We start from the raw sequence: 13,163 nt of genomic DNA on the forward strand, positions 1-13,163 counted from the left end.
GAGGTACAATTTTTCGTTAAATCAGGAAATGAAAAAGCCCCCGTCAAGAGGCTCTTCTTATTTGGTTTTTTCACCTACGAAATAGTCGTTTTGCGATTTGAACAGCACGTTGAAGGTGGTGAGCGTACCGTAGATTTTGGTGATATATTGCTGCAATTCTACTTTGTCCTGTGCGTCGAGATTGCTTGCATTTATTTTCTGTTCCATTACACGCAGGCGATCACGGGTCATCACGATTTTATGGAAAAACGTGTCGATAGGAACGTCTTTAGAGGTGAGTCCGGCGCGCCCCGGTTTGAGTGTCATCATGCCACCTTTCCATTTGTCGTCCATCGGGACGAGTTCCGTAACGCCCGACCAACGCCGTAATACGTCTTTCAGGGTTCGCTCGACGTCGTAGAGGCTGATGGTGTCGACTTCGTTTTCGGCCGCTTCAATGGTTTCGAATTCGTCATCGAGCGGGATCGTTTCAAGACCGTTCTCGATGAAAGTAACCCAATATTCTTTTGTGGAGACATTGGTGATCACCCCTTTACCATACTCAGGGTGTTGAATGCGGGAGCCGATTCCTAGTAACTTCATGCTTCTTTTTTGTTAGGCGACACGAAAGTAGAAAACGCATCAGGAAATCACAAATAAATGTTGGATTGTGTAGTGTTGCGTCCACGGCGGAAATCTATAGTTGAGCGGTTTTTTTCTGCCGAACGGACGAGCGTCAGATTTAACAATTAAGGAGGTTTTCCCGTAAAACGGTGTCGCCGGAAATTTGTATTTTACCTTCAGGGAAGGGGCGGATGCATCCCGTACAAAATCGCCGCGACATGGCATTACGGAAAAACCGCATATTTTGTACCCGGCTCCTTCTTGCGTGTAGATAATAGTTAAAGCAAAGCAAACCACCATGAAACAGCTCATAGGTCTTTTTTTTCTGGTGTCGCTGATGACCTCGTGTAAAGGTGTCAAAGGAGGCAGCGCCCAGAACACGGCGCATGGCGTATCGCTACTTGAGGGCAATTGGGAACTCGAATATATCGCGTCAGCCTCGTCGTTGGAGGCGTTGTATTCCAAACAAGTACCGGAAATGCGAATAGAAGTAGGGAAGAACACCATCTCCGGACAGGATGGCTGCAACCGGTATTCCGGAACGTTCCAGTCTGAGGGGAATCAGTTTCAGGTAGACACTTGGTCGATGATAAGCACGAAGATGTTCTGCGAAGGAGGTGGGGGACAAGCCTTCACGGGATCCCTGGGACGCGTGGATTCGTATGTGGTGACCGACGGTAAGTTGGAGTTGAAAGCCGGTGCAGAAGTCGTCCTTCGTTTTCACCGAAAATAGAAAAGCCGCGACAGAATCGCGGCTTCCCCTTTCAAAATAACTATCTATTAAAAGCAATACGAATTTGCCGCAATGACCTTCGAAGCGATTGTTTCGCGCAAGGCACCTACATTCGGCATATTAGTATATTTGGTAAAACGACGCAGTCCCATTAGCATCATGCGCTGTTCGTCTCCTTCTGCAAACGACACAATGCCTTCTTTTCCTTTGGCAGAAATCGTATCGACTGCCTGGTACAGATAAAGTTGTGCCATCGCGATTTGCTCTTTCACATTCTCGGCGCCGTTCTTTTTGGCCAGTTTTTCCGTCCGCAATAGTGTCGATTCAGCCATATAGATCTCAATCAGCATATCCGCGGCCGCCATGAGAAGCTCCTGGTGTGAGTCGAGGTCGGGGCCAAATTTCTGCACCGCTGAACCTGCTACCATCAGGAAGGCTTTTTTCAGTTTCACCAGCATTTCCTTCTCTTCCGCGAATAATTCGGTATAATCCGGGATGTTGAAGTCCGGGATACCCATCAATTCCTCCGCGACTTTCATCGCCGGGTTGAGCAGGTCAACGTGCCCTTTCATGGCTTTCTTGATGAGCATGCCTACCGACAACATCCGGTTGATTTCATTCGTTCCCTCGTAAATACGGGCGATACGGGCATCACGCCAGGCGCTTTCCATCGGCGTGTCTTCCGAAAAGCCCATCCCTCCGAAAATCTGGATACCTTCATCGGCACAATGCTGCATGTCTTCCGACACTGCGACCTTCAGGATGGAACACTCGATCGCGTATTCCTCCACACCCTTCAGTTCCGCTTCCTGATGCGAAGAACCCGCTGCTTCACGGGCCTGTATCCGGTTTTCAATGTCTTTCGAGGCACGATACACCGCACTTTCGCCGGCATAGCAGGCCGTGGCCATTTCCGCCAGTTTCGAACGAATCGCACCAAATTGCGCAATAGGTGTATTGAACTGGATGCGCTCGTTGGCGTACTGCACCGAACCCGTGGTCACGCGACGCTGCGCATCAAGGCAGGCAGCCGCGAGTTTGATACGGCCCACGTTCAGGGCGTTCATCGCGATTTTGAATCCGTTTCCGCGCTCGGACAGCATATTTTCAACCGGCACTTTTGTTTCGTTGAAAAACACCTGCCGTGTCGAAGAAGCCCGAATGCCCAGTTTGTGTTCTTCCTCGCCCATGGTGATGCCGTTCGAAGGGTCGTTCTCTACGATAAATCCAGTGATGTTCTTATCGTCTCCAATGCGTGCAAATACAATGAAAAGGCTGCAGAACCCGGCATTGGATATCCACATCTTCTGGCCTGTGATGAGGTAGTGCGTACCGTCGGCCGACAATACCGCCTTGGTTTTACCCGAATTCGCATCCGACCCGGCTCCCGGTTCCGTGAGGCAATAGGCACCGAACCATTCGCCGGATGCCAGTTTCGGGATGTATTTTTGTTTCTGTTCTTCGGTTCCGTACAACAGAATCGGCATCGTACCGATACCGGTATGGGCACCAAATGCTGTAGAAAACGATCCGGTCGATCCGGAGATGTAGTCGCATACCAATACCGTATCGACAAAGCCCATACCAAGACCACCGTACGCTTCCGGCACCGACACGCCCAGGAAGCCCATTTCGCCGGCTTTGCGCATGGTCGCCTCGGTGTAGCCGTAGTCTTTTTTCTCGAAGCGGTCTTTCTGCGCCCAAAGTTCCTTGTCCGAGAATTCCCGAACAGAATCCCGCATCATGATTTGCTCTTCTGAGAAATCTTCAGGTGTGAATACCGCCTCGCAGGGTGTCTCCTTTACGAGAAATTGGCCTCCTCTTGTTACGTCTTTTTCTACGGATTCCATATATCGTTATATTTTGATTTAACTAAAATTAAAAGGGATGGGTTTTGATAAGCATTTCTTCCGTTGTTCCTAACTGTTCACGTTGAGGAGATACCGTTCGTTACCCGGCCCATGTCCAACAACCAACAACCCTTTACTCACAACCTCTATCTACTCAAAAAACTTCATACACCCCCGCCGCACCCTGTCCGGTGCCCACGCACATCGTCACGATGCCGTATTTGTCGCCGCGGCGTTTCATTTCGTCGAAAAGTTGAACCGACAGCTTAGCCCCGGTGCATCCCAGCGGGTGTCCCATTGCGATGGCACCGCCGTTGACATTCACGATAGACGGGTCAATGCCTAACTCGCGCACGACGGCCAACGACTGTGAAGCAAACGCCTCGTTCAATTCAAAAAGCTGGATGTCCTTCACGGCCATTCCGGCCTGCGCCAGGGCTTTTGGCACCGCTTTCACAGGGCCGATTCCCATGATACGGGGCTCGACACCGGCCGCGGCATAGCTCACCAAGCGGGCGATGGGCTCCAGTCCGAGTTCTTTCATCATGTTTTCACTCATCACCAATACAAAGGCAGCGCCGTCGCTCATTTGCGAGGAGTTTCCAGCGGTAACGCTGCCATCCGCGGCGAACACCGGTTTCAATCGCGCGAGTGCTTCCTGCGACGTATCGGCGCGCGGACCTTCGTCTTTCGCAACGGTATACGAACGGGTGGCTTTCTTTCCTTTTTCGTCTATATAGGTTTCCTCCACCGTAATCGGTACGATCTGGGCATTGAAACGGCCTTCTGCCTGCGCTTTCAACGCTTTTTGGTGCGATTGGAAGGCAAAGGCATCCTGGTCGTCACGCGACACCTGGTATTGTTTGGCAACAGCTTCCGCCGTCAATCCCATACCCCAGTAGTAGTCTTCGTGCCCGTCTTTCGCCACCTGGTAATCCGGAGTAGGTTTGTAGCCGCCCATCGGGATGTAGCTCATACTTTCCGCGCCACCGGCAATAATACACTCTGCCATGCCCGACTGTATCTTCGCCGTCGCCATGGCAATGGTTTCAAGTCCGGAGGCACAATAGCGGTTTACCGTCACACCCGGTACGTCGTCGACCTTGAGTCCCATCAGGGAAATCAAACGGGCGACGTTCAGTCCCTGCTCCGCTTCCGGCATCGCATTTCCGACCATCACGTCGTCGATACGCCTTTTGTCGAGCTGGGGCACGGTCTCCATCATGTACTGTATGGTTTCCGCCGCAAGTTCATCGGGCCGCTTGAAACGGAAGAGCCCGCGAGGCGCTTTTCCAACGGCGGTGCGGTAGGCTTTTACTATATAGGCTGTTTTCATGCTACTTTGGATGTTGTAAGCGGGATGCGGTGCGTGCGTTTAAAAAGGCAACTGTTCGGCATCCTGCGGTCAAAAATTATCGTTAGTTCCGTAATGGTTTTCCTTTCGTCAACATATACTGTATCCGCTCCAGCGTCTTGCGCTCGGTGCACAGTGACAGGAAGGCTTCCCGCTCGATGTCAAGCAGGTATTGTTCGGATACCAGCGTCGCTTCCGACAAATCGCCACCTGCCATCACGTAGGCGAGCTTATTCGCGATTTTCTGGTCGTGTTCCGAGATGTATTTACCCGCCACCATACTATCGGTGCCCACATAGAACATTCCCAGCGCCTGTTTGCCTAGTACTTTCACATCGGTCCGTCGGATTGGTTGTGTATAACCGGCTTCTGCCAACAACAATGCGTGTTTCTTCGCTTCGGCAATCTGGCGGTCGCGGTTGACGACGATCACATCTTTGCCTTTCTGTAACACACCGGTATCAAAGGCTTCGTAGGCCGAGGTCGAAACTTTTGCCATGGCAATGGCAAGGAAGTACTCTTGCAGTACATTCAGTTCGACATCGTTTTTACGGAAGGTATCCGAAGCGCGCAACGTCATTTCTTTCGATCCGCCGCCGCCCGGAATCACCCCCACGCCGAACTCGACGAGTCCAATGTAGGTTTCCGCTGCCGCGACCACTTTATCGGCGTGCATGCTCATTTCGCATCCGCCTCCCAATGTCATACCATGAGGTGCCACGACCACAGGGATAGAGGAGTAGCGCACCCGCATCATCGTATCCTGGAAGAGCTTGATGGCCATGTTCAGTTCGTCATAATCCTGCTCGACCGCCATCATAAAGATCATACCGATATTCGCGCCGACCGAGAAGTTCGCACCCTGGTTGCCGATCACGAGTCCGGCGTATTCTTTCTCCGCCAAGTCGATCGCTTTGTTGATGCCTTGCAGCACCTCGCCGCCAATGGTGTTCATCTTCGAGCGGAATTCGAGGTTGAGGATGCCGTCGCCCAGATCGGTGATGACCGCACCGGGGTTGGCCCATACTTTTTTGCTTTCGCGGATGTTGTTAAGGATGATGAACGCATCCTGGCCCGGCAGTTTTTTCTGCGACTTCGATGCCAGGTCGTACGCATAGGTCGCGCCGTCTTTAATGGTGTAGAAGGACGTATTGCCGGAAGCGATCATGTCATCCACCCAGGTCGCATACGACAGGTTAGCGGCTTTGATCAGTTCGATGCCTTTCTGTACGCCGATGGCATCCCAGATTTCAAACGGACCGTTTTCCCATCCGAAACCAGCCTTCATCGCATCGTCGATTTTGTAGAGATCGTCGGTGATTTCCGGAATACGGTTGGAAACGTAGGCAAACATCCCAGCAAAATTGCGGCGGTAGAATTCGCCCGCTTTATCAGTACCTCCGACCAACACCTTGAAACGGTCGATTGGTTTTTCAATGGTTTTGGTCAGTTCAAGGGTGGCAAAAGAAGCCTTCTTTTGTGGACGGTACTCAAGGGTATCCAGGTCCAACGCCAAAATATCTTTGTCGACCTTTTTATAGAAACCTTGTCCTGTCTTACTGCCCAACCACTTGTTTTCCATCATCGTTTTGATGAAGTCGGGAAGTTGGAACAGGTCGTGTGCCTCGTCATTCGGTACGCCTTCATACAGCCCATTCGCAACGTGCACCAGGGTGTCGAGTCCGACCACGTCTACCGTGCGGAAGGTCGCCGATTTCGGACGCCCAATCACCGGCCCCGTCAGTTTATCGACTTCCTCCACCGTCAATCCCATTTCTTTTACGAGGTGGAAGAGGCTTTGGATGCCATAGATACCAATGCGGTTTCCGATGAACGCCGGTGTATCTTTTGCCACGACGGAGGTTTTGCCGAGGAATTTCTCGCCATATCCCGTCAGGAAGTCCAATACGTCGGGCGACGTCATCGGGCCCGGAATGATCTCAAAGAGTTTCAGGTAGCGCGGCGGGTTGAAGAAGTGCGTGCCGCAGAAGTGTTTTTGGAAGTCCTCTGACCGCCCTTCGCTCATGAAGCGGATCGGGATACCCGAGGTGTTGGACGTCACCAACGTACCCGGACGGCGGTATTTCTCGATTTGTTCGAAGACCAACTTCTTGATGTCAAGTCGTTCTACAACCACTTCGATGATCCAGTCGGCGTCGGCGATTTTGGCGATGTCGTCGGTAGTATTACCCGTCTTCACACGGCTGGCAAATGACGTATGGTAAATGGGTGACGGCTTTGATTTCAGCGCGTTCTGGAAATGTTCGTTCACGATGCGGTTGCGCACGGCCTTGCTTTCCAGTGTCAGTCCTTTTTTAGACTCAGCCTCGGTGAGCGCGTTCGGTGCAATGTCAAGCAGCAATACATCGACGCCGATGTTGGCGAAGTGGCAGGCGATGCCGGAACCCATGATGCCGGAACCTACAACGGCTACTTTTTTAATCGTTCGCTTCATATGGTAGGGTGGTGGTTTTCGTTGCCCGGCGATGGCGTTGGTAGGCTCTCGTCAGACGTCAAAAAACCGGATTTATTTACTACTCTTCGTTAAAAATCTGCTTCTCGGCGATGAGTTCGTTGATGATGTTCGCCACGTCCATGAAGTGCTTCAGTTGCTCTTCGGTAACATGTTGCCGTATCGTTTCATTGAACTTCAATACCGTCGATTTCGATAGCTCCCGCTTCTCTTTACCCAGTTCGGTCAGGTGTATCAACACTCCACGTCCGTCATCCGGGTTTTTCCGTCGTTCGATCAGCCCTTTTTCTTCCATCGATTTCAGCGTCCGGGTCAGGCTGGTGGCTTCCATTCCCATCCGGGGCGCCAGGTAGGTCGAGGGCGTGCCGTCTTCCTTATCGATACTCAGCAGGGCGAACCCGAGTGCCATTGAAGCGCCGTATTTCGTTGCTTCTTCATTATACATCCGGGCTACCGCTTGCCATGTGGCGCGAAGAACGTAGTCGATCGTTTTTTCTCTCATATCGAAATCGATTTCAAAGATAGATAAAAATACTATGCACGCATAGTAAAGTGAAGATTTTTTTTTCGGGTTTTTAAAAATAGGGGAATCCCCTTGCATATGCAAGGCAAAAAAAAACTCCCCTTGAAGGGGAGTAGCGTAGGTTTGGTTTCGGGGGTTAGGTCGTTGGAGGTGAGAGTTTTGCCAACACCGTAGCAACGATAGGCCCGATGATCGCACCGGTGACGGTCATGATCAACACGTCGGTAATCAGCATCATTTTGTCCAGAGGCATCGCGGCCCGCATGAAACTGTCGGATGTAACCGCATACAGAAACGCAAAAAGGGCACCCGAGGTGACGCCCGCAGCTACGGTGCGAATACCGGCTTTCGTAAAAAAGAGGGAAAACAGGAAACCAAAGGCGAAACAGCCGAGCACGATGTAGCGCATGTCTTCTTCCCCGCTGTTTTCAAAAAAATCCTTGAATAGGAAACCGTACGTCAGCCAGCCCAACAAAAAGTCTGCGACGCCGGCTACGAGGCCACAGATGATAAAGTTTTTCAGGTTCATGTGGTGTGTTTTAATTGGTTAACGAAGGAAAGTTACCAACTAATTACACAAGTGTTAAAGCCGGGCGGAAAGAGTTATAAACAGTTGATAGTCAATAATTATACTACCTATTCGTAGATTTTACGGTACAAGTCCCGGTATTTCTCCAATATCGCCTTCCGTTTGAGCTTCATCGTAGGTGTGAGTTCGCCGCCATTGATCGACCAAACGTCGGGTGTCAACTCGAACTTCTTGACTTTCTCCCAGTTACCGAATTTCTCATTGATGGTATCGACTTCTTCCTGGTAGCGTTTGATCACATCGGGATGCGACAACAGGGCCGTGCGGTTCAGGCCCTCGAGTCCGTGACGTTTCGCCCATTGTTCCAAAAAGTCGAAATCGGGTTGTATGAACGCGCCCGGCATCTTTTCGCCTTCGCCAACGACCATGATCTCACCAATGAAACGCGATTGTTTCATCGCATTTTCAATAAGTTGTGGTGCGACGTATTTGCCTCCTGAGGTCTTGAACATTTCCTTTTTCCGGTCGGTAATCCGAAGGAACCCGTCTGCGTCGATTTCGCCAATATCCCCCGTGTGGAAGTAACCATCCTGCACCGCCTCGCGTGTTTTTTCCTCGTCTTTGTAATAGCCCGTCATCACATTCCGGCCTTTGCACAGGATTTCCCCATCCTCCGCAATCTTGATTTCGACGCCGCTGATGGGTTTTCCAACCGTACCAATCCGGAACTGGTAATCGCGCATGTCGTTCACCGAGATCACCGGCGACGTTTCGGTCAGGCCGTAGCCTTCCATGACCGGAATACCAGCCGCCGCAAACACCCGTGCCAATCGTTGCTGCAGGGCCGCACTTCCCGATACCATCAGGTCGAGTTGGCCACCCAGTGCTTCTTTCCACTTACTGAAAATGAGTTTACGGGCGAGTTTCAATTGGGTTTCATACCACCAGCCGTTACGTCCGTATGGTTCGTAGCGAAGTCCGAGTTCGATCGCCCAGAAAAACAGTGTCTTCTTGATGCCGGTCAGTTCGGTGCCCTTGGCGTAGATTTTATCGTATACTTTTTCGAGCAGTCGCGGTACGACCGACATCACGTTGGGTCGCACTTCCTTCAGGTTGTCGCTGATGGTTTCGATCGATTCGGCGAACCACACCGATACGCCGTGGTATTGGTAGAGGTACACCAGCATCCGCTCAAAGATGTGGCAGATGGGAAGGAAACTCATGGCGCGGGTTCGGCCCGCTTCACACGGAATACGTGATTCACTCGACAATACGTTCGAAACGATGTTGTCGTGTGAGAGCATCACACCTTTTGGAGTGCCTGTCGTACCGGATGTGTAGATGATAGTCGCCAGGTCGGAAGGTTGTACCTCCGCCATCCGGGTTTCTACTTCCGGTTGATTGGAAGGGTCACTTCCCAATTCAAGCAGGGTTTTCCAGTTCGTACAGCCCTCAATCTCATCCAGGCAGTACACCTCTTTCAGGGCAGGTACATTGTGGCGGATGCGGTTGAGTTTTGTCAGGATCTCGCGGTCGGACACAAAACAATAGATTGCACCCGAATGGTTCAGGATATATTCGTATTCCGCCTCGGAAATCGTCGGATAAATCGGGATGTTCTGCGCTCCTACCTGCAATAGGCCCACATCGAGTATGTGCCATTCACTCCGATTCCGTGAGGAAATCCCCGCGATTTTATCGTTTTTCTGCACGCCCATCCGCAGCAAGGCCCGGGAGATGGCGTTGGCTTTCTCAACATACTCACGCGACGAGGTCGGCACCCATTGGCCGTCGTATTTCGTTACGAAAGCATCCGGCAAATCATAGCGTCCGAACTGGTAATGGGCAAAATCAAAAAGGCGGGTAGGGGTCATGGTCAGACTTTTCCGCAAAGTAAGAAAAAAGTTTGGTTTTAAGTTTTGAGTGTTGAGTTTTGGGTTTTGGGTTTTGGGTGTGCGGATCGTGTAAACGGGAGGTTCTCTTTTTACTTGTAGCGCAAAGTGTCTACTGGTTTATGAAGTTTGCCTTCGGTTGGTCGGCCCGTTCTCTGATTCAGATGATAACGTTGCGCGTTCTACACCAACCTTAGTTGTCTTCACGATTTTCGTAAGGATATTGACGATACTTTTGATTTCCGAAACACGATCCTCCAATTCCGGCAGGTTACTTTCTGCAAATTGTATCAGCTGGAGCCAATAGAGTGTTTCGCGGGCTTCCTTTGAGGCAATGGCCATTTTGTGTATAAAATCCTTACGCGATTCGGCGGCAGAGGCCTCCCGCACATTGGCTCCGATCGACGTGCCAGATCGAAGTAGTTGGTTTGCCAATACGAATCGTCGTCTCTGTTCCAGGTTATCGGCTAACTGAATGATGCGTAAAGAGAAATCAAATGTTCGTTTACTGATAGTCGGTTCTTCCATTTTTTTGATGCAAATTGCAGAAACTTTATAGAATGCCATTACGGTTTTCCCGTAGTTTTGACAACCGAAAAAGAAAAAGTATCCCGCGTAGACCAACCCGAAACCCAAAACCCGAAACCCAAAACCCAAAACCCAACACTCAAAACTTCATGCGCGCTCCCGAATACAAAGCCCTCCTATACCGCCTCTTTCTCGCCTATGCCTTTTATTTCGTGGCCCGTGTACTGTTTTATGCCTACAATGCCGATCTGATTGAAGTGGCGTCGGTGGGGGAGTTCCTGTCGTTGTATTGGCACGGACTCGCGTTCGACACCACCGCTATCCTGTATATCAACGCGCTCTTTATCGTGTGTTCGATCCTGCCGCTGACAATCAATACCCGCAGTGGTTACCAGCGCTTCCTGAAGGTGGTGTATTTCGTGCCGAACCTGCTACTCTACGCCACCAATTTCGTCGATTTCATTTACTACCGCTTCAATTTCGGGCGTTCGACGGCGGCGGCTACTGAGTCGATTTCACATGAATCGAATAAGATGTTGCTGTTGTGGAATTTCCTCACGGGCTATTGGCACGTTTTCCTGCTTTATTTTGTGTGCCTGTTCCTCTGGCTATACCTCTACCGCAAAGTGCAGGTACCGGGTGAACCGGCGCAGCCACGCCTGCTGTATTTTGGGTCGTCCGTACTGGTGTTTTTGGTTACGGTGGCGCTTTGCATCGGGGGTATTCGCGGCGATTTCAAGAAAAGCACACGGCCCATCAACCTGGTCGATGCCAGCCGCTACACCCGTAATCCGGCGCAGGCCGATATCGTGCTCAATACACCCTTTGCCATCTTCCGGACAATGGGAAGCAACAACTTTGAAAAACTGCACTTCGTCGACACGGCTACCATCGACAGCCTGGTGCAGCCCGTCAAGTCGTACCACAACCATCCGAAGACACGCCCGAACATCGTCATCTTCATCCTCGAAAGCAACGGACGCGAGTATTTTGGTAGTTTCAATAAAGACAATAAAATCCCGAACTACGAAGGCTACACGCCCTTCGTCGATTCCCTCGCCCAGCACAGCCTGATCTTCACCAATGCCTATTCCAACGGGTATAAGTCGATACATGCCGTGTCGTCGGTTTTGGCAGGGATCCCGTCGTTTAAGGATGCGTTCACGTCGTCACCCTATCCAAAACAAAAAACAGAATCGCTGGTTTCAACACTTGAAAGCGAAGGCTACAAAACCTCGTTCTTCCACGGCGCGCCCAACGGGTCTATGGGATTTCTGGGGTATGTCAATATTCTTGGTGTCGACCGGTATTATGGAAAGACGGAATACAACAACGACGCCGACTTCGATGGGGTGTGGGGCATTTGGGACGAGCCGTTCTTCCAGTTCTTCCGCACCGAACTCGGGAAACAGCCGCAGCCGTTTATGGCGACGATGTTTTCCGTATCCTCACACGAGCCCTATAAAGTGCCGGAAAAATATGAAGGGAAGTTCCCGAAAGGACACGTCAACATCCACCAATGCATCGGCTATACCGACTACGCCCTCCGGAAGTTCTTCGATCGGGCGAAATCCGAGCCGTGGTTCAAAAACACCATTTTTGTCATGGTAGGCGATCATGGCAACACCATCCACTACGACGAATACCGAAAGGAGTTCAACAAAAACGCGGTCATGATGCTGCTGTATTCGCCCGATGAAAAATACAAAGGCGTCTACCGTGACTTCGCCCAGCAAATCGACATCTATCCCACGCTGCTCGATATCATCGGCTACGACAAACCCTTCCGCAGTTGGGGACGCAGCCTCGTGGGCGACACCAGGATCCCGCCATTTGTCATGCGCTATTCCGCCCAGATGTACCAGATGATGTGCGGTAACTACATTATCACCTTCGACGGCAATAAAGCCACCGGTTTTTATGCCAAAGACGACAAAGGAATGGAACACAACCTGATCGGCCAGCGCAACACTGAAATGAACCTGCTCGAAACCCGCTGCAAGGCCTTCCTCCAGGACTATATGGAACGGGTAATGGATAAGAAGCTGGGAGGGAAGACAGGGAAGTAGTGGTGCGTTGTGAGTTGTGTCGGTTCACGCGAGAGATGCCCTTTTATTATTGAGGCATTGTGCGTCTAGTTTCCGCTGTAATTGTCCTTTCGATTCGGGTTTCCTTTTTTAGTAGTCATGTTGAGATACTAACTATTGTTTCGTTCCTCTTTACTTTTTTGCCATTCTTCTACCGTCATCTCAAATCGTATTTCCTTGCCGTATAGGCCATTTTGCCGCCAGCCGGCGCGTTTATAGAATTGCTCGGCCCGTGTACCCGGGGCGGTTCCGAGCCATACCGACGCTACACCCTGTCTGAAATACCAATCCAGCATGTTGTCGTGGAGTTCTTTTCCGATGCCCCTTCGTTCAAAATCCGGATCTACAAAAAGTGCCCAGATATTCTGGTCTTGCAAATCTGCGATAGCAAAGCCCACGATACGACGGTCGACCTCATACACCCATCCTTTACCGCGTTGGCTTATGAACCGGAGGCAGTCTTCATCCGTTACGAGTCGAGGATCCGAGAGCGTATTCTCGCGCACCGAATTGCGAACGATTTGAATTTGAGGGATATCGGAAGGCAAGGCGATTCGAAGCATGGAACGAAAGCGAAATAAAGGTTTTTTG

The 13,163-nt window shown here is 51.0% G+C and carries 11 protein-coding genes; 2 read left to right on the top strand and 9 right to left on the bottom strand.

All coding sequences use genetic code 11. The features are described 5' to 3' along the window. Positions 1 to 57 precede the first annotated feature (57 nt). Positions 58 to 582 carry a hypothetical protein gene (locus MKO97_RS08835; RefSeq protein WP_241102852.1) on the bottom strand — a complete coding sequence of 175 codons (525 nt, stop codon included), beginning with the start codon at positions 580 to 582 and terminating at the stop codon, positions 58 to 60. Between the two features lie 319 nt (positions 583 to 901). On the opposite strand from MKO97_RS08835, the gene MKO97_RS08840 reads away from it, so the two are divergent. After that, positions 902 to 1,336 carry an META domain-containing protein gene (locus MKO97_RS08840; protein ID WP_241102853.1) on the top strand — a complete coding sequence of 145 codons (435 nt, stop codon included), beginning with the start codon at positions 902 to 904 and terminating at the stop codon, positions 1,334 to 1,336. Positions 1,337 to 1,383: 47 nt separating this feature from the next. On the opposite strand, the gene MKO97_RS08845 is transcribed toward MKO97_RS08840, so the two are convergent. The 7 genes from MKO97_RS08845 to MKO97_RS08875 form a co-directional block, all read right to left on the bottom strand. Next, positions 1,384 to 3,186, bottom strand: coding sequence for an acyl-CoA dehydrogenase family protein (locus MKO97_RS08845; RefSeq protein WP_241102854.1), 1,803 nt, complete (start codon positions 3,184 to 3,186; stop codon positions 1,384 to 1,386). A gap of 154 nt (positions 3,187 to 3,340) precedes the next feature. Next, the gene (locus MKO97_RS08850; RefSeq protein WP_241102855.1) at positions 3,341 to 4,522 is read right to left on the bottom strand and encodes an acetyl-CoA C-acyltransferase; all 1,182 of its coding nucleotides are present in this window, start codon (positions 4,520 to 4,522) and stop codon (positions 3,341 to 3,343) included. An 82-nt stretch (positions 4,523 to 4,604) separates the two neighbouring features. Continuing rightward, positions 4,605 to 6,995 (bottom strand): 3-hydroxyacyl-CoA dehydrogenase/enoyl-CoA hydratase family protein, encoded by a 2,391-nt coding sequence (locus MKO97_RS08855; RefSeq protein WP_241102856.1) that lies wholly within the window; start codon positions 6,993 to 6,995, stop codon positions 4,605 to 4,607. Positions 6,996 to 7,074: 79 nt separating this feature from the next. Further along, positions 7,075 to 7,515 carry a MarR family winged helix-turn-helix transcriptional regulator gene (locus MKO97_RS08860; RefSeq protein WP_241102857.1) on the bottom strand — a complete coding sequence of 147 codons (441 nt, stop codon included), beginning with the start codon at positions 7,513 to 7,515 and terminating at the stop codon, positions 7,075 to 7,077. Positions 7,516 to 7,672: 157 nt separating this feature from the next. Further along, positions 7,673 to 8,065, bottom strand: coding sequence for a hypothetical protein (locus MKO97_RS08865; protein ID WP_241102858.1), 393 nt, complete (start codon positions 8,063 to 8,065; stop codon positions 7,673 to 7,675). Between the two features lie 107 nt (positions 8,066 to 8,172). Next, entirely contained in the window at positions 8,173 to 9,939 is a 1,767-nt protein-coding gene (locus MKO97_RS08870) for a long-chain fatty acid--CoA ligase (protein ID WP_241102859.1), read from the bottom strand. Positions 9,940 to 10,077: 138 nt separating this feature from the next. Then, positions 10,078 to 10,524 carry a four helix bundle protein gene (locus tag MKO97_RS08875; RefSeq protein ID WP_319800068.1) on the bottom strand — a complete coding sequence of 149 codons (447 nt, stop codon included), beginning with the start codon at positions 10,522 to 10,524 and terminating at the stop codon, positions 10,078 to 10,080. Between the two features lie 110 nt (positions 10,525 to 10,634). Between MKO97_RS08875 and MKO97_RS08880 the strand changes: the two genes are divergently transcribed. After that, positions 10,635 to 12,554: an LTA synthase family protein gene (locus tag MKO97_RS08880; RefSeq protein ID WP_241102860.1), complete on the top strand. Its 1,920-nt coding sequence runs from the start codon at positions 10,635 to 10,637 to the stop codon at positions 12,552 to 12,554. A 128-nt stretch (positions 12,555 to 12,682) separates the two neighbouring features. On the opposite strand, the gene MKO97_RS08885 is transcribed toward MKO97_RS08880, so the two are convergent. Continuing rightward, entirely contained in the window at positions 12,683 to 13,135 is a 453-nt protein-coding gene (locus MKO97_RS08885; RefSeq protein ID WP_241102861.1) for a GNAT family N-acetyltransferase, read from the bottom strand. Between the last annotated feature and the right edge of the window lie 28 nt (positions 13,136 to 13,163).

This window comes from Flavobacterium sp. HJ-32-4 (assembly GCF_022532105.1).
In the GTDB taxonomy this organism is placed as follows: domain Bacteria; phylum Bacteroidota; class Bacteroidia; order Flavobacteriales; family Flavobacteriaceae; genus Flavobacterium.